20 protein-coding genes are annotated in these 24,036 nt (G+C 45.6%); 5 read left to right on the top strand and 15 right to left on the bottom strand.

Annotated features, from left to right (window positions below):
- Positions 1–20: 20 nt before the first annotated feature.
- From clpP to AC0QUU_RS11470, 3 genes are all read right to left on the bottom strand, one after another.
- Positions 21–602 carry an ATP-dependent Clp endopeptidase proteolytic subunit ClpP gene (gene clpP / locus AC0QUU_RS11460; protein ID WP_474542919.1) on the bottom strand — a complete coding sequence of 194 codons (582 nt, stop codon included), beginning with the start codon at positions 600–602 and terminating at the stop codon, positions 21–23.
- 70 nt (positions 603–672) lie between these two features.
- The gene (tig, locus tag AC0QUU_RS11465; RefSeq protein WP_474542920.1) at positions 673–1,962 is read right to left on the bottom strand and encodes a trigger factor; all 1,290 of its coding nucleotides are present in this window, start codon (positions 1,960–1,962) and stop codon (positions 673–675) included.
- Between the two features lie 96 nt (positions 1,963–2,058).
- Entirely contained in the window at positions 2,059–2,613 is a 555-nt protein-coding gene (locus AC0QUU_RS11470; protein WP_474542921.1) for a DJ-1 family glyoxalase III, read from the bottom strand.
- Positions 2,614–2,822: 209 nt separating this feature from the next.
- Here AC0QUU_RS11470 and AC0QUU_RS11475 point away from each other — a divergent pair, with 209 nt between their 5' ends.
- The gene (locus tag AC0QUU_RS11475) at positions 2,823–3,272 is read left to right on the top strand and encodes a CYTH domain-containing protein (RefSeq protein WP_474542922.1); all 450 of its coding nucleotides are present in this window, start codon (positions 2,823–2,825) and stop codon (positions 3,270–3,272) included.
- Between the two features lie 135 nt (positions 3,273–3,407).
- Positions 3,408–3,794 carry a helix-turn-helix domain-containing protein gene (locus tag AC0QUU_RS11480; RefSeq protein ID WP_474542923.1) on the top strand — a complete coding sequence of 129 codons (387 nt, stop codon included), beginning with the start codon at positions 3,408–3,410 and terminating at the stop codon, positions 3,792–3,794.
- A 100-nt stretch (positions 3,795–3,894) separates the two neighbouring features.
- On the opposite strand, the gene AC0QUU_RS11485 is transcribed toward AC0QUU_RS11480, so the two are convergent.
- From AC0QUU_RS11485 to AC0QUU_RS11535, 11 genes are all read right to left on the bottom strand, one after another.
- Positions 3,895–5,097 carry a cofactor-independent phosphoglycerate mutase gene (locus AC0QUU_RS11485; protein ID WP_474542924.1) on the bottom strand — a complete coding sequence of 401 codons (1,203 nt, stop codon included), beginning with the start codon at positions 5,095–5,097 and terminating at the stop codon, positions 3,895–3,897.
- A gap of 16 nt (positions 5,098–5,113) precedes the next feature.
- Complete coding sequence (locus tag AC0QUU_RS11490; protein WP_474542925.1) at positions 5,114–6,334, bottom strand: homoserine dehydrogenase; 1,221 nt, start codon at positions 6,332–6,334, stop codon at positions 5,114–5,116.
- A protein-coding gene (prfB, locus tag AC0QUU_RS11495; protein WP_474542926.1) for a peptide chain release factor 2 occupies positions 6,334–7,456 on the bottom strand; the annotation gives its coding sequence in 2 pieces (ribosomal slippage) (positions 6,334–7,380 and positions 7,382–7,456; 1,122 coding nt in all). The genes AC0QUU_RS11490 and prfB overlap by 1 nt, the downstream gene beginning before the upstream one ends.
- Before the next feature lie 33 nt (positions 7,457–7,489).
- Positions 7,490–10,069 (bottom strand): preprotein translocase subunit SecA, encoded by a 2,580-nt coding sequence (secA, locus tag AC0QUU_RS11500; protein WP_474542927.1) that lies wholly within the window; start codon positions 10,067–10,069, stop codon positions 7,490–7,492.
- 307 nt (positions 10,070–10,376) lie between these two features.
- Positions 10,377–11,696, bottom strand: coding sequence for a transposase (locus tag AC0QUU_RS11505; RefSeq protein ID WP_474541810.1), 1,320 nt, complete (start codon positions 11,694–11,696; stop codon positions 10,377–10,379).
- Between the two features lie 72 nt (positions 11,697–11,768).
- A complete protein-coding gene (gene hisA, locus AC0QUU_RS11510) occupies positions 11,769–12,557 on the bottom strand; it encodes a phosphoribosylformimino-5-aminoimidazole carboxamide ribotide isomerase (protein ID WP_474542928.1) in 789 nt (262 codons plus the stop codon).
- A gap of 108 nt (positions 12,558–12,665) precedes the next feature.
- Positions 12,666–13,034, bottom strand: a complete 369-nt coding sequence (locus AC0QUU_RS11515; protein ID WP_474542929.1) for a hypothetical protein — start codon at positions 13,032–13,034, stop codon at positions 12,666–12,668.
- A 76-nt stretch (positions 13,035–13,110) separates the two neighbouring features.
- Entirely contained in the window at positions 13,111–13,962 is an 852-nt protein-coding gene (locus tag AC0QUU_RS11520) for a sigma-70 family RNA polymerase sigma factor (protein ID WP_474542930.1), read from the bottom strand.
- Positions 13,963–13,991: 29 nt separating this feature from the next.
- Positions 13,992–15,953 (bottom strand): fructose-1,6-bisphosphatase, encoded by a 1,962-nt coding sequence (locus AC0QUU_RS11525; RefSeq protein WP_474542931.1) that lies wholly within the window; start codon positions 15,951–15,953, stop codon positions 13,992–13,994.
- Positions 15,954–16,008: 55 nt separating this feature from the next.
- On the bottom strand, positions 16,009–16,767 hold the full coding sequence (dapB, locus tag AC0QUU_RS11530) for a 4-hydroxy-tetrahydrodipicolinate reductase (RefSeq protein WP_474542932.1): 759 nt from the start codon (positions 16,765–16,767) through the stop codon (positions 16,009–16,011).
- A 134-nt stretch (positions 16,768–16,901) separates the two neighbouring features.
- The gene (locus AC0QUU_RS11535) at positions 16,902–17,531 is read right to left on the bottom strand and encodes a single-stranded DNA-binding protein (RefSeq protein ID WP_474542933.1); all 630 of its coding nucleotides are present in this window, start codon (positions 17,529–17,531) and stop codon (positions 16,902–16,904) included.
- A 238-nt stretch (positions 17,532–17,769) separates the two neighbouring features.
- On the opposite strand from AC0QUU_RS11535, the gene typA reads away from it, so the two are divergent.
- Complete coding sequence (gene typA / locus AC0QUU_RS11540) at positions 17,770–19,599, top strand: translational GTPase TypA (RefSeq protein WP_474542935.1); 1,830 nt, start codon at positions 17,770–17,772, stop codon at positions 19,597–19,599.
- A gap of 198 nt (positions 19,600–19,797) precedes the next feature.
- Positions 19,798–20,355, top strand: a complete 558-nt coding sequence (gene hpf / locus AC0QUU_RS11545) for a ribosome hibernation-promoting factor, HPF/YfiA family (protein ID WP_474542936.1) — start codon at positions 19,798–19,800, stop codon at positions 20,353–20,355.
- A gap of 85 nt (positions 20,356–20,440) precedes the next feature.
- Here hpf and AC0QUU_RS11550 read toward each other — a convergent pair whose 3' ends face one another.
- Positions 20,441–21,094 (bottom strand): YigZ family protein, encoded by a 654-nt coding sequence (locus tag AC0QUU_RS11550; protein ID WP_474542937.1) that lies wholly within the window; start codon positions 21,092–21,094, stop codon positions 20,441–20,443.
- A gap of 291 nt (positions 21,095–21,385) precedes the next feature.
- On the opposite strand from AC0QUU_RS11550, the gene AC0QUU_RS11555 reads away from it, so the two are divergent.
- Complete coding sequence (locus AC0QUU_RS11555) at positions 21,386–23,965, top strand: transglycosylase domain-containing protein (RefSeq protein WP_474542938.1); 2,580 nt, start codon at positions 21,386–21,388, stop codon at positions 23,963–23,965.
- Positions 23,966–24,036 lie beyond the last annotated feature (71 nt).

Below are 24,036 nucleotides of genomic sequence, written 5' to 3' on the forward strand. Positions count from 1 at the left end.
TATGTCACCTCATACCGCCATTAGTGGCTTACTAATATTTCATCAATCAAACCATATGCTTTCGCTTCGTCTGCGGACATAAAATTATCGCGCTCCGTATCTGCCTTGATTGTCTCAAGGGGCTGTCCTGTATTGGCTGACAGAATCTCATTTAACTTCTGTTTTGTACGCAGGATATGCTCCGCGGCGATCTGGATCTCTGTAGCCTGCCCCTGTGCGCCGCCGGACGGCTGATGAATCATGATTTCTGCGTTTGGAAGTGCAAAACGTTTTCCTTTTTTGCCTCCCGCAAGCAGGAATGCGCCCATACTGGCTGCCATTCCGATACACACAGTAGATACGTCGCACTTGATATACTGCATTGTGTCATAAATTGCCATGCCTGCTGTAACAGAACCACCCGGGCTGTTAATATAAAGCTGGATATCCTTCTCCGGGTCATCTGCCTCAAGGAAAAGCATCTGGGCCACAACTACACTTGCCGAGACGTCGCTTACCTCTTCCCCGAGGAAAATAATTCTCTCCTTGAGCAGTCTTGAATATATGTCATAAGAGCGCTCTCCGCGGCTCGTCTGCTCAATGACATAAGGTACTAAACTCATATCTTTTCCTTCTTTCTCTATAATCTGACAAAAGGTGTACCTTCCGGCGGCACACCTTTATAAACACTGCTTAGCCTTCTACCGCTGCATCTGCGATTAAAGTCACTGCTTCCTGAACTGCAATGTCTTCCTTCATCTGTTTCTTTTCATTTTCACCCATAAACTCTTTGAGTTTGTCGACTTCCATCTGATATGAATCAGCCATTTTCTGAAGTTCCTCATCAAGGCGCTCGTCAGATACCTGAATATCCTCTGCTGCCACAACAGCCTCAAGAACCAGTCTTGTCTTGATGCGTTTCTCAGCCTGCGGCTTCAGCTCATCAATGATCTTGTCCTCAGACAGACCTGTAAGCTGGAAATACTGATCAACACTCATTCCCTGCTGCATAAGACGGCGCGCGAAATCATCCGCCAGCTGTTTTGCTTCAAGATCGATCATCGGCTGAGGAATATCCATCTGGGAATTCTCAATCGCCTGATTTACAGCCTGATCTTCTTTTTTCTGACGTCCCTCACGCTCCTTGCGTTCCTTGATCTTTGCCTTTACTTCTGCTCTGTAATCTTCCAGAGTCTCACAGCTCTCGGATACATCGGAAGCGAACTCATCGTCCAGCTCCGGAAGTTCTTTCGCCTTAATCTGGTGTACAGTACATTTGAACACGGCATCCTTTCCGGCAAGCTCCTCAGCCTGATAATCCTCCGGGAATGTCACCTTAACTTCTGTTTCTTTGTCGATCTCAGCGCCAATCAGCTGCTCCTCAAAGCCAGGAATAAATGATCCCGATCCGATTGTCAGCGGATAGCTTTCGCCCTTTCCGCCTTCGAATGCCTCACCGTCTACAAATCCTTCGAAATCAAGGGTAACCATATCCTTATCCTGTACAGCTCTGTCCGTCACATCAATTGTACGGGCATTGCGCTCACGCTCTTTCTCAATCTCTTCGTCTACTTCTTTCTGAGTCACTCTTGTAGAAACTTTATCTACTTTCAGACCCTTATATTCACCGAGAGTCACTTCCGGTTTTACAGCAACTTCAGCCGTAAAAATAAAAGACTTTCCTTTTTCAAGCTGAGTCACTTCAATTTTCGGCTGAGATACAATCTCCAGTTCACACTCATCAAAGGCTTTTCCATATGCCTCTGATATCATATGATTAGCTGCCTCGTCATAGAATACTTCCGGTCCATACATCTTTTCAATCATCTGGCGCGGAACTTTGCCCTTGCGAAATCCCGGAAGGCTGATTTTACTGCGTTCTTTCAGATAAGCAGCCTGAAGGGCCTTCTCTACGTCCTCAGCCGGCACCTCAATTGTCAGCTTCGCCATATTATGTTCTAACTTCTCTACCTGTAAACTCATTTTCTTCCTCCTTGATTGCGCAAATTATATTTGCAGTCATTGAAACAGTATAGCACACAACCCCTGACATTTCCAGTGTTTTTTGAGTGTTTCTGTCTAATCTGCTTTATATACTATAGATTCTGCGATTTCATCTGCTTTTTTCTCTCCGAAAAGCAGCTCCGTAAGTTTCAGGGCAAAGGCAATGGCGGCTCCCATTCCCCTTCCCGTTATAATATGTCCGTCGGTTACAACCGGAGCTGATACAACCTCTTCGCAATCCAGTTTATCTTCAAAAGAAGGGTATGCGCAGGCCTTTCTTCCCTTCAGCATGCCCAGACCGCTGAGAATGCTCGGAGCGGCACAGATTGCGGCAATGTACTTTTCTTCCCTGTCAAAACGTCTGAGCAGCTCTGTGAGACCTGTATGGGCTTTCAGATTTAATGTTCCCGGCATACCTCCCGGGAGTACAAGAAGCCGGGCATCCGAAAAATCCACATCCTCAAACAGACTGTCCGCCAGAATCTGAATCTCATGGGAGCCCCTGATCTCCTTTCTTCCCATTACAGAAACAGTCTCTGTATCTGCTCCTGCCCTGCGGAGGACATCAACAACGGTCAGCCCCTCGATCTCTTCAAATCCATCTGCGAGAAACACATATACTTTTTTCATCAATCATACCTCCAATCCGCACAGTAGTCTTATCGCCTGTCCTACGGCGTTTCTCTGCCGGAAAAGCCCGTGGAACCGCGGTCCTACATCTTTCACTTTATCAAAACAGACCGTGAAATGCAATGGTTTACATTTTTTTGCAGACGTATTATGATGAAGAAAGTTATCACCCGAACTGTAACAGGAAAGAAGAAAGGAGTATATAAAACATGGAAATTGAACGTAAATTTCTTCCTGATCTGAATTCACTGCCTTTTAACCCCGAAGATTATCCCTGCAGAAAAATTGAACAGGGCTATCTCTGCACTTCCCCGGTGGTCCGCATCCGGAGAGACAACAAAAGTTTTTTTCTCACATATAAATCAAAGGGACTGATGGTCCGTGAGGAATATAATCTTCCCCTGACACAAGAGGCCTATGAGCATCTGAAGCCGAAAATTGACGGACGTCTGATTCAGAAAAAAAGGTATGTAATCCCGCTGGACAGCGGTTTAACGCTGGAACTGGATATTTTTGAAGACAGCCTGGCACCTCTTGTTATTGCAGAAATCGAGTTTCCGGATGAGGAATCGGCCAATTCATTTGTGGCCCCGGCCTGGCTGGGCGAAGATGTGACAATGTCACCTCTTTATCACAACAGTACATTGAGCAAAATATAAATCACGCCCGCCCGCAGGAAACAAATTGTTTCTTTCCGCATTTATTTCTCGTTCTGTTGCATACAAATTCATTTACAGTAAAAATTGTTATAATGAAAAACGATATCAGCAATTTTTTGTAAATGGAGGTGCGCCGTGTCAAATGTTCAACTGACAGACAATCTGGTGAGACTCAGAAAAGCTTACAACTATACACAGAAACAGATTGGCGATAAACTGAATATCTCACGGCAGGCTTATTCCAATTATGAGCGGGGCAAACGCATTCCCGATATCGGCATGCTGATCCGTCTTGCCGATATTTATGGCGTCACTCTGGAGCAGCTGCTTACACAAACCTGTACAAAAAACGGAATTGTAAATGAAAGCCACGGACCATATTTCCGCGGAATGATTATTGAGAATGCAGATACCTTCTACCTGACACAGGAAGAACTTAATATCCTTACACACTACCGGAAGGCCGGGGCGGATGACCGCCGGCTGGTTCAGAAAGTACTCGGCGTAGATCTTCCGGAATAAAAAGTAAAAAGATGGAGCCGCACATCCGGCATACTGCAAACCGGATAACTGCGGCATCCATCTTTTATTTTTCATTTTATATCAACACATTCCGGAAAATTCATTTCTCCAGCAGCCGGGAAATCAGCGTATATCCCTCTGCTACATAAATCCCCGTCTGTTTTCCGGTTTTTTCGCTGTATGCAGCCGGACCGTCCACAGATCTGGTACTGTCATAAAGCAGATAGGGCACCGGATCTCCTGTATGGGTTCTTACCCTGACAGGTGTGGGGTGATCCGGAAGGATCAGCATCCTGTAATCTGTGCCGGCCTCGCGGAAGGCCTGTACAACAGGACGTATAATCTGCTCGTCAATCCGCTCAATAGCCAGAATTTTATTCTCCGCGCTTCCCTGATGTCCCATTTCATCGGGAGCCTCAATGTGCACATAAACAAAATCATAACCGTCCCGGGTCAGCGCTTTTACTGCCGCCCGACCTTTCCCGGCATAATTGGTATCCAGTCCGCCATTGGCCCCCTCTACGGCAATGTTATCCATCTCCGCTCCTACGGCAATTCCCTTCAGCAGATCCACCGCGGAGATCATGGCTCCCTTCACTCCGTTTTTCTTTTCAAAAGAAATCAGAGCCGGACGGGTCCCGGCTCCCCAGAACCATGCAGAATTCGCAGGGTTTTTCCCCTGTTCACGGCGTTTTATATTAACCGGATGGTCTTTAAGTATATCATAACTTTTTACCATCATTTCCCTCAGCACCTGATCCCCGGGAAGATATTCGCCAATCCGTTTTGTCAGAATATCATGGGGAGCAGTCAGTTCCGCCACTTTTCCTTTGCTCTGAATCAGAAGATGGCGGTAACTGATGCCTGTATAGAAAGTGTATCCTTCTCTCTGCAGGCCCTTCTTTAAAGCTTCCATCAGTTCCGCAGCCTCCGCCGTACTGATCTCGCCTGAACTGTGATCCAGAATATGTCTGTCTTCATAATTCTCTTCTGTTTCAGATAATGTTACAAGATTGCAGCGGAAAGATACGTCATCTTCTGTCATATCGGCTCCTATACTCAGTGCTTCCAGAGGAGAACGGCCCGAATAATATTTCCGAGGATCATATCCGATTACCGAAAGATTTGCGGTATCGCTGCCCGGCGACATTCCTTCCGGCACCGTCCTCACCATCCCGATTTCTGATTTTCCGGCAAGTCCGTCCATCCCCGGTGTATGCGCCGCCTCCAGAGGAGTCTTTCCTCCCAGGCTTTCAACAGGCTCATCCGCCATTCCATCGCACAAAATTACGATATATTTCATGTTATATTCCTTCCTGTTATCTCTCTTCGATGCGGATCATATGAAGGATTTCCGGAAGTTCTTCTGCCTTTTTCCTGTAGTCTCCTTCCGTCATCACTTCCGTCATAAAACCAAATTCATTTTCAAGAGCAGGTACTTTTACAACCTGTACCTCACCAAACAGATTCTCCACTTTCTCCTTCATCTCTTCCGGATTTCCGGACACGCGTACAAAGAAACGTTTGCATGTATCTTCAATCGGCTCAAGAATAAGTTTCTCGCTCTTCCACATAGTCATAATATTTCTGTGAAGATGTTTTGCCTCATCTACAACATCAGCCACAACCGCGCTGGCTGTGGGGAGTTTTCCTGCTCCGCTGCCGTAGAACATGGCGTCTCCCAGCATATTTCCATGTACAAAAACCGCGTTAAATACATCATCGATATTATAAAGCGGATGATCCTTTCCAAGCAGAGCCGGCGCCACGATTGCATGGAGATGATCTTTGTGCCGCTTGCTTGATGCAAGAAGTTTGATCGTCATTCCCATCTCTTTTGCATACATCATATCCTGTTTTGTAATCTTTGTGATGCCTTCCGTATAGATATCCTCATAATCCACCTGCTGACCGGATATCAGAGAAGAAAGAATGGCAATCTTCCTGCAGGCATCATAGCCTTCCACATCCGCCTCCGGATTACGTTCTGCGTAACCGTTGTCCTGAGCTTCCTTCAGAACTTCGTCATAGTCTGCGCCTTCATAGAACATCTTTGTGAGCATGTAATTGGTTGTTCCATTGAGGATACCTGTAATCTCCTCAATAACATCCGCCGTCATGCTGGAATTAAGAGCACGGATAATAGGAATTCCGCCCCCTACGCTGGCCTCGAACAGAAAGTTCAGTTCCCTCTCCCTTGCAATGGATAAAAGTTCCGCTCCATGCTTTGCCACAAGCGCCTTATTGGACGTAGCCACACTTTTTCCGGCCTCCAGACAGCGTTTCACAAAAGTATATGCAGGTTCGATGCCTCCCATCACTTCAACCACAATCTTGATTTCCGGGTCATTAATAATAATATCCACATCATGAATAATCTTTTCCTGGATGGGATCTCCCGGGAAATCCCTTAAATCCAGAACGTATTTGATATTGATCTCATCTCCTGCCCGCTGATTGATAACAGCGCTGTTCGTATTAATTACTTCTACTACGCCTGAGCCAACTGTGCCATATCCCATTACCGCTATATTAACCATTACTCTTTTCCTTTCTGTACTTCTGCATTCATACTCAGGTATGCATTGATAAACGGATCAATGCCTCCATCCATTACACTGTTTACATTGCTGACCTCTGCATTGGTCCTGTGATCCTTTACGAGCGTATATGGCTGCATCACATAGGACCGGATCTGACTTCCAAAATTAATCTCCCGGACCTCGCCTCTGATGTCCGACATTTTTTCGGCCTGTTCCTGCTGTTTGAGCAGATACAGTTTCGACTTCAGCATCTGCATGGCCTTATCTTTATTCATATGCTGTGACCGTTCATTTTGACACTGAACCACAATTCCTGTAGGAAGGTGGGTAATTCTTACTGCAGACGATGTCTTATTGATATGCTGGCCTCCCGCACCGCTTGACCGGTAGGTGTCGATTTTCAGATCGTCTTCATTAATTTCAATGTCAATGTCCTCTTCAATATCCGGAATCACATCGCAGGAAGCAAAGGAAGTCTGCCTTTTTCCTGCCGCATTGAAGGGAGAAATACGCACAAGACGGTGCACGCCCTTCTCTGAGCGAAGATATCCGTATGCATTTTCTCCTTTCACCTCAAAGGTTACGCCTTTGATTCCGGCCACGTCGCCCTCCAGATAATCCAGAACCTCCACATCATATCCCTTTTTCTCGGCCCACCGGGTATACATCCGGTAAAGCATGCCGGCCCAGTCGCAGGATTCTGTTCCTCCCGCTCCTGCGTGAAGCGTCACAATGGCATTATCCTTATCATAGGGACCGGTCAGAAGAGTACTGATCCGCAGCTCTTCAAATTTCTTTTCAAACTGCTCCAGTTCTTCTTCAATTTCGTGAACAGTCTCCTCATCGGCATCCTCCTGACTCATCTCGATCAGAAGCATCATGTCGTCGTAATCCGAATACAGCTTTTCAATTTCTTCTACAGAATCCTGAAGATTTTTCAGCTCTTTCATTACCTCCTGAGAAACTTCTGGTTCATCCCAGAATCCCGGCTCTTCCAGGCGTTTCTGCAATTCTTCGATTCTTAATTTCTTTGACGCCAGGTCAAAGTGAATCCCTCAAATCTTTCAGCGGTTCTTCGTATGCGCCCAGTCTGGACTTCAGTTCATCCAATAAAACCACCTTAATCACCTCTTTCTTTCCTGTGCAGCCTGCTTACGCTCTCTGTTTTCGTCCGCAGCACTGTTTATACTTCTTTCCGCTTCCGCACGGGCACGGATCATTCGGATAGATCTTTTTCTCTTCCCGTTTCTTCGGAGCCCGTACAGCAGACTCGTCTTTATTCGTTCCGGTTACTTTCGCGACTTCTTCTCTCTCTACCTTCTGTTCTACACGAATATGGAAGAGAGTACGGATTGTCGTCTCCGCGATTGCATTTGTCATAGCGCCGAACATATCATATCCTGTCATCTTGTATTCAACAAGAGGATCTCTCTGTCCGTATGCCTGAAGGCCGATGCCCTGACGGAGCTGTTCCATATCATCAATATGATCCATCCATCTGGCGTCAATGACTTTCAGCAGAACAACACGTTCCACTTCACGCAGCTGCTCTGCCTCGGGGAACTCTGCTTCCTTTGCCTCATATGCTTTAACAGCACGCTCTTTCAGAAGATGTTTAAGTTCCTTCTGATGCATCTTTTTGCACTCTTCTTCTGACGGAACTTCCATCTGCGGTATCTCATTGTGAAGTGTCAGAGCCAGGCCTTTGATATCCCAGTCATCTGCATGTATTTCAGAAGATGCGAATTTATCTGTAATATTTTCCACATATTCTGTAATCATATTGTAAATCGTATCGCGCATACTCTCGCCGTCAAGAACCCGGCGTCTCTCTCCGTAAATAATCTCTCTCTGCTCATTCATTACCTGGTCATATTCCAGAAGATTTTTACGAATACCGAAGTTGTTGCTCTCAATCTTCTTCTGAGCCTTCTCAATGGCTCCGGAAAGCATCTTGTGCTCAATCTGCTCGCCGTCTGCAACACCCAGAGCATTAAACACGCTCATCAGACGCTCAGAACCGAACAGACGCATCAGATCATCCTCAAGAGAAATATAGAAACGGGACTCTCCCGGGTCGCCCTGACGTCCGCTTCGTCCGCGAAGCTGATTATCAATACGACGGGATTCATGCCGCTCTGTACCAATAATCTTCAGGCCTCCCGCCTTTCTCGCATCGTCATCCAGCTTTATATCGGTACCACGTCCTGCCATGTTGGTAGCAATGGTTACCGCGCCGTGAACACCTGCATCCGCAACGATCTCCGCTTCCTGTTCATGATATTTGGCGTTCAGCACATTATGAGGAATGCCTTCTTTTTTCAGCATCTTGCTCAAAAGTTCTGATACTTCAATGGTAATTGTACCGACCAGAACCGGCTGTCCTGTGGCATGCGCCTCCTTAACCGCCCGAACAACGGCTTTATATTTTTCCGCTTTCGTCTTGTATACCGCGTCTTCCAGATCTTTTCTCTGAACCGGCACATTGGTGGGAATCTCCACAACATCCATGCCGTAAATATCGCGGAATTCTTTTTCCTCTGTCAGAGCCGTACCTGTCATACCGCTCTTTTTGTCAAATTTGTTAAAAAGATTCTGGAAAGTAATGGTGGCCAGTGTTTTGCTCTCTCTTTTTACCTTCACATGTTCCTTGGCTTCAATTGCCTGATGCAGTCCGTCCGAATACCGGCGGCCCGGCATAATACGTCCGGTAAACTCATCGACAATCATAACCTCCCCCTCAGCGGTAACCACATAGTCCTGATCTTTGAACATAAGATTATGTGCCCTCAGGGCAAGAATAATATTGTGCTGTATTTCAAGATTCTCCGGGTCAGCCAGATTATCAATATGGAAGAATTTTTCCACTTTCTTTACGCCGTCTTCGGTCAGATTGACGGTCTTTTCTTTTTCATTGACAATAAAGTCTCCGGTCTCCTCAATCTCTTCTCCCATGATCGCGTTCATCTTGGAGAATTCTCCGCTTGCTTCACCGCGCTCCAGCTGGCGGGCAAGAATATCGCAGGCCTCATAGAGTTTTGTGGACTTGCCGCTCTGACCGGAAATAATCAGAGGCGTTCTGGCCTCGTCAATCAGAACAGAGTCAACCTCATCGATGATGGCAAAATGAAGCCCTCTCTGTACAAGCTGTTCCTTGTAAATAACCATATTGTCCCGCAGGTAGTCAAATCCCAGCTCGTTGTTTGTTACATAAGTAATATCGCAGTCATAGGCTGCGCGACGTTCCGTCTTATCCATGCTGTTCAGCACAACGCCCACAGTAAGCCCAAGGAATTCGTGTACTTTTCCCATCCATTCAGCGTCACGTTTTGCCAGATAATCATTGACAGTGACGATATGAACGCCGTTCCCTTCCAGAGCGTTCAGATATGCAGGAAGAGTAGACACAAGAGTCTTTCCTTCTCCTGTCTTCATCTCGGCAATTCTTCCCTGATGAAGAATAATTCCGCCGATCAGCTGTACTCTGTAGTGACGCATGCCCAGACTCCGGAAGGCCGCTTCGCGGACAGCCGCATACGCTTCCGGCAGAAGATCATCCAGCGTTTCTCCTTCTTTCAGGCGTTCCTTAAATTCTCTTGTCTTTCCTCTGAGTTCTTCATCCGACAGCGCCTTCATCTCCGGCTCCAGTGCCTCTATCCGGTCTACAATGGGATAGATTCTCTTCAATTCATTTTCACTGTGGGTTCCGAAAATTTTCTCTATAATACCCATATTCAGCAATAAACTCCTTATACTAATTTCGGCGCCGTCGGTCACCCCAGACGCCGCTCTGTTTTTCATTCTAACACTAACCGTCGTCTAATTCAACAAATTCTTTACGTGGCCAGTTTTAAACGGTAAAAATATATTTGCCTGCCATATGCCAATGAATTTCTAAGAAAAAATAAGTTATCCACAACACTGGTTTTTCTTCCGAACTTATTCACTTTTAAGGCCCTGATGACCGAATTTCCTCTTTTTGTAGATAATTCAGTTCATTTTCCTCTTGGCAGGCACCACTTCCTTTGCTATACTTATCTCAGTTGAATGACTGTGTATTTTCATCAACTGGGAATATATCTTCTTTTGTTAGTTGCCGTCCAAAGCTGGCTAACAAATCAGAAGATATATTTTTTTGCTTCTTTTTGATCCCATTCTTCTCCAGATAATAATACTCATACAACTGTTTCACAAAATCCGAGATCTGTGCCATTAGATAATGGTTCTTCTGCGCCTGGTCATCCCAGCTGCATGTATGGGTAATGCTTCCCTGCCAGTTCTTCTGCCGGTTAAATCCTTCATTCTCTATCTTCCAGCGCTTTCTTCCCGTTTCCGCCATCTTTTCCGCATTCCCTTTGGTAATCCTTATGCTGCTCAGCCATTGGAATTCTGTTGTTTCTCCAGCCTTTTCTTCCCGATATCTTAATACGTGTACCGGTTTGCCATCATAATCAATATCATTCACGAATTCGGCTTTCTCTGTTTTCCCTTTTTCCGGTATCTTTTCGTATTCTTCCGCTATGCTCGGAATACTTCCCTTTTTATACCGGATCAGGAATTCCCACTTATATTCCCTGCACAGATCCATAACCGGTTTTGATGCATACAGACTGTCTGCCAGCAGCAGGATCGGCAGCCGGGGAAATCTTTTCTTGATCCGTCCTGCCAATCGGGTAAATGCTTTGGTCTCACAATCCTGTTTGATCTCCTCCGCACTCATTTTTTCCTGGCGTTTCCGGTCTTCCCCGTTATTCTCGATGAATTCACTCCCTATACTGGCTACCAGCTTTTCTCCAAAGAAGATCTTCGCCTCCAGCACATCCCGGTGATACAGTGTGATCTCTTTGTCTGTTCCCTTATTACAGCACCGTTCCAGACAATGCTCATTCAGTTTTCTCTGTCCGCAGTATAGCTGTGTCCCATCCACTATGATCAGCCATTTTTTCTTATATCTTGCATCCTCAAAGCATCGTCTCCGGATCAGATGATACACCAGGTCCTGCTTGATTTCTTCCAACTCCATAGGAGCAAGCCTTTCCAGATACTCATTCTCTGTTACATGATGGGGAACGTATTCCCCGGCTTTTTCCCCTATAAATGCAGACAGATTTTTAGAAACCGTCTCTTCATTAAACTGTTCTGTCATCTCCTGCATACTGTCAATCCCCGCGATTCCCTTATAATATAAAGTCCCCAGCATCATCCGGTTTGTATATGTGATATAGCTCGGATGTCGGGGATCCTTTGTTTGGGCAAACTTCCAAAACAGCTGACTATAATATCTGTTTTGGATTTTATTAAGTTCTCTAATTGGATTTTTTTCAAGTTTCTTTTGTATTCTCTGTTCTTTTCTTCCCATTTCAGCCTCACCGCGAAAAAATTTTTTGTAATAATTCTATTTTCGCAGTGAAGCTGTGTATTTTCAATAGATTTAGTGCGAATTATTTTTACCTGTCAAAGCTGTTACGTGGCTGTAAGGGATTGTACCTCCGAAAAGATCCAGTGCGCTTCCAATCGTAAAATCCACCTTCCCTCCGCTGACCCTGCGAAAAGCCTCCAGATCAGAAAGTGAGCCAATGCCTCCTGCATAGGTGACCGGAATCCCCTCCCACCGGCCAAGCATACGAACCAGCTCTGACTCCATACCGGAACCTTTCCCTTCTACATCAACCCCGTGTATGAGAAATTCGTCACAATAACCGGCCAGCTTATCCAACGTCTCCGGCATTACTTTTACCCCGGTAAATTTCTGCCACCTGTCTGTAACTACGTAATAACCGTCGTCCTTTTTTCTGCAGCTCAGATCAAGAACAAGCCGCTTTTTTCCCACTGTATGTACCAGCTTCTCCAGATTTTCTTTCCGGAAGGAACCTTCTGAGAAAACATAGGAAGTCACAATCACATGGCTGGCTCCTTCATTCAGATATTCCATCGCATTTTCCGCCGTAATGCCGCCTCCGATCTGAAGTCCTCCCGGATAGGCCTTCAGAGCTTCCATGGCCTGCTCTTTTGTTTTCTTGTAGTATTTTGACGAGGCCGGATTCAGAAGGATAATGTGCCCGCCGGTAAGATGATCTTTTCTGTACAGATCAGCATAAAAAGCTGCTCCTTTTTCTGAAGAAAAATTTGTACTTGCGCTGTCTCCTTCATCCCGAAGGCTTCCTCCTACAATCTGTTTTACTTTTCCATTATGTATATCAATACAGGGTCTGAATCTCATATACTGCTCCTTTTCATAAAACTCTGCCCGGAAGGACTTTTTCCGAAACAAAAAGCCAGAACAGATCTGTGATCCGCCTGGCCATGTCTCTGCTGTCTGGTAAAATTATCAGTTTGAATTATTATTCCCGTCCGAATTATCCGTATCCTTCTGAGGGCCATTGTTCTCAGTCAGATCATCTGCTGCCTTGTCCACGTCATCTGTAATGTCATCCGTCACCTTATCTACCCCATCAGTTACATCATCTACGGCATTGTCCAGGACGCCGTCTCCGTCTCTGTCTCCGCCGGTAGCATCGTTCATAGTATCATTCTTCTGACTGTCTGTATTATTGTCCGTATTCTTATCTGTATTATTATTGTCCTGTGTGGTCTGATCTGCTCCGTTATCCGCATTATCCTTACTGCTGCATGCAGTTGTTCCGAGGAGAACAAAAGCGCAGGTTGTCAGCAGCAGAATTTTTTTCATTTTGTTCATAAGATTATCTCCCTTTCCATAAATATTGTAGTACTGTTACTATCTGCACTTTTGCAATATTTATACAGGGATTTTTTTACTTTTCTGCGTTTGTTCTCAGCTTTTCCATTGCTCTGGCCTCAATCTGGCGCACTCTTTCCCTTGTTACATTCAGCTGCTCTCCTATCTCCTCAAGCGTATGCGTCCTGCCTCCATCAAGGCCGTACCGCAGCCGGATAACCTGGCGTTCCCGCTCATTCAGCGCTTCCAGAAGTTCTGATACCTCCTCTTTCTCTACAATCTGCTCCATTGCTTCTTCAGGAGTTTTCTCTGTCCTGTCCTCCACCATATCGCCGAGACTGTCCTCTCCCGTTTCTCCCACGGGAGTTTCCAGCGAAACCGGGTTCTGAAGATATGTTATGATATTTTTTACATCTTCTTCAGATTTGTCCCCCAGCTTTGCCGCAATCTCGCCCGGAGTGGCATCTCTCCCCAGCGTCTGCTGCAGCTCTCTGGCCGCTTTCTGTACTTTTTTCATATTTTCGGCCACATGGACAGGGACCCGGATTTCCCGGGACTGCTGGTCAATCGCCCGCATCATGGCCTCCTTTATCCACCATGCCGCATAAGTGGAAAAACGGTTTTCTTTCTGATAGTCATACTTTTCCGCCGCATGCATCAGTCCCATATTTCCTTCCTGTATCAGATCCAGAAGAGGAACGCCTCTTCCCTTATAATGCTTTGCCAGGGATACGACCAGTTTCAGATTGCCCTCAGCCAGCCTCTTTCTGGCCGACTCATCTCCCCGGGCAATTCTTCTGCCCAGTTCCTTTTCTTCCTCTTCACCAAGAACAGGGATCTGTCCGATTTCCTGCAGATAAATCTTCAGCGGTTCGGATGTCTCTGCTTCCTGAGAATAATTCGTTGTCTTTTCTGAATTCTGTGCCATATCTTCCTCCTGTGATGTCTCTGAAGTATTCAGATCTTCTCTGTAATCTCTCCGTTCCGGTATGCGGCAAGCAGACGTTCCAGATCGGCAATCTGCTCTCTCAGCTCTCTTCCCGCATCCGTATCTCCTACCAGATACCGGTCATATACTCTCTGTACTACCATCGTTTCCGAATGAATATCATTTTCTTTGGCAATAGCGGCCTCTGTGGACTCGAAAGGTTCGTGCGCCACAAGACGAAGTCCATAAGAATTGTAAATCAGCGTATATCCCGCAATTCCGGTTTCTTTCTGATATGCCTTTGAAAAGCCTCCGTCAATAACCATTACTTTTCCGCCGCATTTAATCGGACTCTCTCCGTCCTTCCTTTTTACCGGAACATGTCCGTTTACAATATGAGCTTTTTCCGGGTCAAGGCCAAATTCCCGGAGAATGCCGTCGATTACCTTCTCATTTTCGATAAGGAAATAATAAGGATTCTTTTTCTCAACGTGAGTCTCGGAATCAGCAAGAAAACATCTCTCAAAGGTAGCCATTTTATTCTTTCCGAAAAGCGGAGAGTCCGGATGCAGCCAGATAAACCACATAATATCTTTTCCGGCCTGTCTTTCATTTTCATCCAGTGCAAAAAATCCTTTTCTGACATAACTGTCCAGCACGTCATAAAGTTCCCTGCCCCGGTATGTTTTTCCGTAAATCTCCACGTCTTTCAGACTTCCGTCCTCATTGAGCGGCACGCAGCCGTGATAGAGCAGATTATCATTATACACTTTATACAGCCCGCCTTTTGTAAGAAGGAACCGCATATGCTGCTGCAGTTTTTCGCAGTTCGCGAAAGCATGTTCCAGACGGTTCATGATCTCTTCTTCCTCCGGGGTCAGCCTGTAGGGATCTTCCGGATCAATGGTGGGGAAGTTCGTATCGGAAAGAGGATACTCCTTGCCTTCAAGAGTAATTGTCCCTTTCTCATAGTTGATTCTGTGAAGCATGGCCCGCTCTTCCAGATGGAACTCCGGCCTCCTTTGAATGATCTGTCCTTCAATCTTAAACTGAAGCACTGAAATTGCCTTGTGAATTCTCAGATTCATCTGCATTTCTTCAGAATCTGTCGCGGCTGTGTCTGTTGCTCCCTTAAGTTTAAAACAGGAACAGGGATCATCTCCATATACCCGCATGGCGTAAGTTGCCAGAGGCAGAAGGTTGATTCCGTATCCGTCCTCCAGTATATCCAGATTTCCATAACGGGCACAGATCCGGATCACATTGACAATACAGCCTCTCTGTCCGGCAGCTGCCCCCATCCATACAACATCATGATTGCCCCACTGAATGTCAACAGAATGATACGCCATCAGTTTATCCATAATAATGTGCGGGCCCGGTCCTCTGTCATAAATATCCCCCACTATATGCAGATGATCTACGACCAGGCGCTGAATCAGTTCTGATATGGCAATGATAAAATTCTCCGCCCGTCCGATCCGTATAATCGTAGAAATAATTTCATTGTAATAAGATTCTTTGTCCCGGACTTCCGCCTTTTCCGTAATCAGTTCCTCGATCACATAGGCGAAATCCTTCGGAAGCGCCTTTCTCACTTTTGATCGGGTATATTTACTGGCCGCCCTTTTGCTCACCTCAATCAGAAGATACAGATGGACTCTGTACCAGTCTTCCATATTCGTCTCTGATTGCTTAATGATATCCATCTTCGCCTTCGGATAATAAATCAGCGTTGCAAGCGTCTTCTTATCCCTGGCGCTCATCGTATTGCCGAAGACTTCATCTATCTTCTTTCTGACAGCCCCTGAGCCGTTCTTGAGAACATGAGAAAAGGCCTCATACTCTCCGTGGATATCTGTCAGAAAATGCTCCGTTCCCTTGGGAAGATTCAGAATTGCCTGAAGATTAATTATCTCTGTGGAGGCAGATGCGATGGTTGGATACAAATCTGACAGCCTTTCCAGATATCTTGTTTCCAGATCTCTCATTCTTTTTTCTCCTTAATTAATCAAGCGGATATCCGCAGTCTGCATCGCCGCCTGCTTAAAAATGAATCACATCTCCCATATCATACATTCCCGCTTCCTGACCTGCCAGGAATTTTGCGGCCTCCACTGCTCCTTTTCCAAAAACGCTTCGGGAATACGCGGTGTGTTTAAACTCAATTACTTCGTCTGTACCGGCAAAGATCACCTCATGGTCCCCCACAATAGTTCCGCCTCTGACTGCTGATATGCCAATCTCGTCTTTTTCTCTTTTCTTTCTCACCTGGCTTCTGTCATATACATAAGTATATTTATTGTCGAGAGCCTCATTAATGGAATCGGCCAGAGCCAGCGCAGTGCCGCTGGGTGCGTCAACTTTCTGGTTGTGGTGCCGCTCTACAAGCTCAATATCATATCCTGCCGGTCCCAGAACCTTGGCTGCCTCTGCAAGAAGCTTCAAAAGAAGATTGATTCCCATGGACATATTTGCGGATTTAAGGATTGCGATCTGCTGTGAAGCAGTTTTTACTTTCTCAAGCTGCTCTTCAGAAAGTCCGGTTGTACACAGCACAACCGGCAGATTTTTTTCCATGCAGTAATCCAGAAGTCCGTCCACTGCCCCGGCATTGGAAAAATCAATCACTACATCGGCATCCACATCGCATTTCTCCAGGGATTCGAACACCGGATAATCATTCGGAACCGCTGTATAAGCATCTACACCTGCAGAAATAACAGCATTTTCATCGTTTTTCACGATATCTGTAATCATTCTTCCCATTTTCCCGTTGCATCCATGCATCAGTATTTTTATCATCGTCTTTCTCCTCTCTATTTCTGCATTCTGAAATAAAACACAAACTATAAAAAGAGGATATCACATTTGAGAGCTTATCTCAATATATGATATCCATTTAATCTTTGAATGATCGGCTGCTTCTGCATTCCCTTTCAATCGTCAATACACTCCAGTTTGCTTACCGAAACCTCATAGGCCGTGCGTGTCTCCGTCTCTGTTTCCGAGAGTTTTTTCACATATTCCCTGCTCTGAATCCGGCCCAGAATCCTCACATGTTCCCCTACGTCGAACCCGGAAGCATACCTTGCATTTCTTCCCCAGCAGATGCAGGGAATATAATCCGATTTCCCGTACGGCCGGTTTACTGCAAGCAGAAGATCCGCAATTTCTCTTCCCAGAGGCGTCTTCCGGTAAACCGGACGTTTACACATATATCCTTCCAGGAGAATGTGATTTGTCCGGGCTCCGTCCGGCTCCTCATCAATAAACTCAATCTCCCTTGCAAATACGGATAACACCAGACGGTTTTTCTGTTCCTCATGCCTGTTGTAAGACCGGAACTGTCCGGAAACCATAATGCACTCGCCTCTGTAATCCTCTGTTACGTCGATCAGGCGTTCCGACACCATGACAGGAATCCTGTCATTTGAACTGCTCAGCCTCTTTACCAGGATGTCGACCATATAAAAGCCTTCTCCGAAAACCTCATGGCTGTATGTAAATTCTGATACCACCTCTCCAATGACCGTCACCTGATTGTTCTCAATAATCTTATCTGACATAATTTGTAGTTCTCCCTTCCTCTTTTCGGTATTTTTGAGTCACTACTAAATGTATGAAATAAGATTACTGATTAGAACTTCACGTATCAGAAATCGTTCGACATATTCCGAGACCTGAATCCCTGTCTTGCATCTGAACCTTGCCAAATAAAAATTATGTGATAAAATAAAAAAGTTACAGCCATCATATTACCGGCATAACCGAAGATTATTTATTGAAGGAAAAGAGTGTAGAAATATGAAGACCAAACGCGAAGATATAAGAAATATTGCGATTATTGCCCATGTCGACCACGGCAAAACCACTCTGGTCGATGAACTTTTAAAGCAGAGCGGCGTATTCCGTGAAAATCAGGAGGTCGCAGAACGTGTTATGGACTCCAATGATATCGAAAGAGAGAGAGGTATTACCATTCTCTCCAAAAATACAGCTGTCCATTACAAAGGAGTAAAAATCAATATTATCGATACCCCCGGCCATGCGGATTTCGGCGGTGAAGTGGAACGCGTGCTGAAAATGGTAAACGGCGTTATCCTTGTGGTAGATGCTTTTGAAGGAGCTATGCCCCAGACCAAATTCGTCCTCCGCAAAGCGCTGGAATTAAACCTTCCGGTCATTGTATGCATTAACAAAATCGACCGTCCGGAAGCACGCCCGGATGCCGTAATCGACGAAGTGCTTGAACTGTTTATCGATCTTGGCGCTTCCGATGAACAGCTGGAATGTCCTTTTGTCTATGCATCGGCAAAAGCAGGTGTGGCAGTCCTGGATCTGTCCGACGAAGAAAAAGATATGAAGCCCCTTTTCGAAACAATTCTCGAATACATCCCTGCTCCGGAAGGAGATCCGGAGGCGCCGACACAAGTTCTGATCAGTACAATTGACTACAATGAATATGTAGGGCGTATCGGAATCGGGAAAGTAGATAACGGCACAATTGCGGTAAACCAGGAAATGGTCCTTGTCAACCACCACGATCCGGACAAGCGGGAAAAAGTAAAGATCAGCCGCCTCTATGAGTTTGACGGGCTGAATAAAGTTGAAGTAAAGGAAGCAACCATAGGCTCGATTGTAGCCATTTCCGGCATCTCGGACATTTCAATCGGAGATACCCTCTGCTCTCCTGAAAATCCGGAGCCGATCCCCTTCCAAAAGATCTCAGAGCCGACAATTGCCATGCAGTTTATCGTAAATGACAGCCCGTTTGCAGGTCAGGAAGGAAAATATGTAACCTCCCGTCATCTGCGGGATCGTCTCTTCCGCGAGCTGAACACTGACGTCAGTCTGCGTGTAGAAGAGATGGACAATACAGACAGCTTCAAAGTATCCGGCCGCGGTGAACTGCATCTTTCCGTACTGATTGAAAATATGCGAAGAGAAGGATACGAATTTGCCGTCAGCAAAGCGGAAGTTCTTTATAAGACAGATGAAAACGGAAAGAAACTGGAGCCGATGGAAGTCGCATATATTGATGTTCCTGATGAATTTACCGGAGTTGTAATTGAGAAACTGGGGCAGAGAAAAGGGGAGCTCCGCAATATGGGCGCGTCCAACGGCGGATACACCCGCCTGGAATTCTCTATTCCGTCACGCGGTCTGATCGGATACAGAGGCGAATTTCTTACCGATACAAAAGGAAATGGTATTCTGAATACCAGTTTTGACGGCTATGCTCCATATAAAGGAGATATCCAGTACCGTAAGCAGGGCTCACTTATTGCTTTTGAGACTGGAGAATCTGTCACATACGGACTGTACAGCGCTCAGGAGCGCGGCACTCTGTTCATTGGCCCCGGCGAAAAAGTATATGCCGGTATGGTAATAGGACAGAACGGGAAAGCAGAAGACATCGAACTTAATGTATGCAAAACCAAGCATCTGACCAATACCCGTTCCTCCAGCGCAGATGAGGCTCTGCGTCTTACGCCGCCTAAGATCCTCAGTCTGGAACAGGCTCTCGATTTTATCGACACAGATGAACTGCTGGAGGTAACGCCGAAATCCCTCCGTATCCGCAAAAAAATCCTGGATTCCAGAATGCGTAAGAGAAGCGCTATGAAAAACTGAAAAAAATCTCCCTTTATCCCCGCCGGAAAAGGGAGATTTTTTTACCAGTATTGGACAGTTTATCCCGCTGTTCAAAAAAATTCATGATCCGCTGATTCGTTCTATACATTAATGTGGTTCCATGTTATAATATTTTTATAATATAAACAGAGTTTTCTTCTCCGTTTATGTTAAATATGAACAAAGGAGTTGAGCAGCATGAATTTTATTATCAGCGGAAAAAACATTGAGGTAACCTCCGGATTAAAGGACGCTATCGAACAGAAATTAGGAAAGCTTGAACGGTATTTCACTCCTGAAACAGAAATTATTGTAACACTCAGCGTAGAAAAAGGCCGGCAGAAAATCGAGGTGACAATCCCCGTAAAAGGACATATTATCCGGTCTGAACAGACAAGCAGCGACATGTATGTATCTATTGACCTTGTGGAAGAAGTTATCGAACGCCAGCTTCGCAAATATAAAAACAAGCTGGTTGCGCGCAGCCAGGGACATCCTACTTCCGCAGTATCTGCAGGCGGAATTAAAAAAGAATTTATTGAGTCTGAGGAAGCGTCGCCGGAAGATGACGAGATACGGATTGTCCGCACAAAACGTTTCGGCATCAAACCCATGTATCCGGAAGATGCATGTCTTCAGATGGAACTTCTGGGACACAGTTTCTTCGTATTCTCCAATGCCGAAACAGATGAAGTCAATGTGGTATATAAGAGAAAAGACGGTTCTTTCGGTCTGATTGAACCGGAATTTTCATAAGCCGATAAATAATTTTGGTTGAATGCCCTCTGTCCCCAGGGACAGAAGAAGGGACGGTTCCCCACGGGAATCGTCCCTTCTTCTCTTATTCCTCTGTTATCTGTATGCCGTCTGTTGTGCACGCAAACCAGCATTCGCACTGTTCTTCTACTCCTGCCTGTCCGCATGAAACTTCCATAATTTCCTTTTTCACTGCATTTTTTTCTTCTTCCGGAACTAAAACAAGAAATTCTACTTTTTCCGTATAAATACTGTCAAGAACTGTTAACTTTCTCTGTCCCAGAAGATACTGGATTTTTCCTGCTCCTGTATAATCCGTATCAATCTTGAGTTTTGCGCCGTGAATTCTGGTTATAATCTCTGTATGCGCGAGACCTTCTGCCGCCGCGCCCGAATATGCCCTGACCAGCCCGCCGGTTCCAAGAAGAGTACCTCCGAAATATCTTGTTACGACCACAAATACATCTGTCAAACCTTTTCCTCTCAGTACTTCCAGAATCGGCTTACCTGCCGTTCCGGAAGGTTCCCCGTCATCACTCATTCTTTCGTTTCCCGGATTTCTTCCGATTATATAGGCCCAGCAGTGGTGTCTTGCATCCCAGTATTCTTTTTTTACGGCCTCCAGATAATCAAAGGCTTCTTCCTCTGATGCAACAGGAAAGACCCGGGCAATAAAACGGGATTTTTTTTCCACGATTTCTCCTGTTCCTTCCCTGTAAACAGTACAATAGCTGTCCATATCTCGCTCCTCTTCTGTTTTTATTAATCGTACCAAACCATATATGGTCTGCTGTATCTGTACCATGCGTATCCGTCTGCGGCACTGCCGGTTATATTTTACTATAACAGACCCCTCCCCGATTCACAAGACAAATCATACCGGGGAATTTCTCCGTATCTGTACGTTCTTTGATAAAATCAGAAATTTTTCTTAATTTTTACGGCCAAAATGTGAAGTTTTTATTTTATCCTTTATTTAAAAGACCATATTTGATATAATCATAAGAGTTAAAAAAGGAGGATGCTATTCGTGAATTACGGGAAACAGAATCTTTCGAAAAGAAAGAACCAAATCTCTTCCAAAAAGAGAATGAAGACAAAACGCGTCGGTGTCCGATTTTTCAAGGCACTCATTATATGTATACTGCTTCTGGCTGTAATATGTGTTATCGGAATCGCTGTTATGGCAAAAAGGATTATAGACAATACACCGAATGTAACGGCAGACGATATAATGCCGCAGGGATATACGACCACAATTGTAGATCAGAACGGCACGGAAATCGAGACGCTTAAGAACTCTGATTCCAACCGTGTATACCGGTCCTATGATGAGATCCCCGAATATCTGGCTCATGCTTTTGTAGCCATAGAGGACGAGCGTTTTTACGAACATAACGGAATTGACCTGCAGGGTATACTGCGCGCAGGTGTTGTAGGCATAACCAATGGTTTTAATTTTTCAGAAGGTGCCAGCACCATTACCCAGCAGCTCATCAAAAATAATGTGTTTCCGAACTTTGTAAGTGAAAAAACACTTTACGACCGCGTGGAGCGAAAGCTTCAGGAACAATATCTTGCTCTGCAGATTGAAAAAGAGATGAGCAAAAAAGAGATCCTGGAAGCCTATATGAACACGATCAACCTGGGGCAGGGATGCCTGGGAGTCCAGACGGCATCTACCCGATACTTCAATAAGGATGTGTCGGATCTGACTCTGTCTGAATGTGCTGTTATTGCAGCCATCACCCAGAACCCTACCGGCTATGACCCGGTAACCCACCCCGAAGCCAACGAGAAAAGGCGGAAACAGGTGCTGGACAATATGCTGGAACAGGGATGGATTGTTCAGTCCGAATACGATGAGGCCATAGCGGATCCCGTTTATGACCGGATTCTGCAGACTGCGGCAGCAACGGATGACTCAGAGCCTTATTCCTACTTTGTAGATGCTCTTATTGACGATGTAATTCAGGACCTTATCAACGAAAAAGGATACACGGAAACTCAGGCTTATAATCTTCTTTACAGCGGAGGTCTTACAATCAAATCCACCCAGGATTCCACAATCCAGCAGATCTGCGATGAAGAAGTTGCCGATGTCGGCCAGTATCTGACAATAACCGAATATGGAATTGAATATGCACTCACTATACACAGAGCTGACGGCACTTCGGAAAATTACAGCAAAGAACAACTGGCTGATTATATTGAAGAAGCTCACAATGACAGCAATCCTACTGTATTCAGCTCAGAAGAAGAAGCTCTGGCGGCAGTAGAGGAATACAAGAGTACACTGAATATTGATACCGAAGCTGGAGATCAGGTGGACGAAAATATTGAAATAACACTCCAGCCACAGACTTCTGTCGTAGTTATGGATCAGTACACTGGACAGGTAAAAGCAATTGTCGGCGGACGCGGAGAGAAAAAGTCAAGCCGCTCGCTGAACCGGGCAACCGATTCAACCAGACAGCCCGGTTCTGCATTCAAAATTCTGTCCACTTACGCGCCGGGACTTAACGAATGTGGTATGACACTTGCCACACTAATAAATGATGAGCCATACAATTATACAAACGGAAAACCGGTCCGCAACTGGGACGGCAGATATATCGGATGGACAACCACCCGATACGCTATAGAGCATTCCATGAATGTCTGCGCAGTAAGAACGCTTACCGAAACCGTAGGGCTGGAAAAAGGATATGAATATCTCCTGAATTTCGGATTTACAACTCTCGTCGATGGTACTCAGGAAGGCTATTCGGGTTATACTGATATTGCTCAGTCCACTGCTCTCGGCGGTATTACCCGCGGAGTATATAATATAGAAATGACAGCAGCGTATGCTTCCATTGCCAATGGCGGGGAATATACAGAGCCAATATTATACACGGAAATTCTTGATCATGACGGCAACATTCTGCTCGATAACACTACACCGGATACTCATCAGATAATCAAGGAATCCACCGCTTATCTTCTGACAAGCGCGATGGAAGACGTTGTGACTCAGGGAACCGGAACTCCGGCAAGGCTGGACAGAATGACCGCAGCCGGAAAGACCGGTACAACTGACGAAAGCACGGATCTCTGGTTTGTGGGATATACGCCATATTATACTGCCGGTGTCTGGGGCGGATATGATGACAACAAATCCATGGAAGGCATGAACGCCAGCTGGCGTGAAACCCTCTGGAAAAATATTATGGATCGGGTGCATGAAGATCTTGAGAATAAAGAGTTTGATATTCCGTCATCTGTCGTAAGAAAGACAGTGTGTACACAGACAGGCCTTCTGGCAGTGAGCGGCTGCCCGTCAATCACAGAATACTTTGATGAGGACACTGTGCCGACTCAAAGCTGCTCCGGACATGGATATACTCCTCCGGCCGACTCCGATGAAGACAATGACTCAGAAAATACGAACGATAACAGCAACAGTCAGCAGCCATCTGATTCAAATCAGCAGCCGTCTGATTCAAATCAGCAGCCGTCTGACAACCAGCCGTCTGACAACCAGCCGTCTGATTCAAATCAGCCATCTGATTCGAATCAGCCATCAAATCCATCGACTCCATCGACTTCGGATCAGAACGGCGGATAATTGCAGAATTTATCAAAAAACAGAGGATTCAAGTTCTGAATCCTCTGTTTTTCTGACCTCATAACAATGCC

The sequence above is a fragment of the Mediterraneibacter sp. HA8405 genome (genome assembly GCF_056148955.1).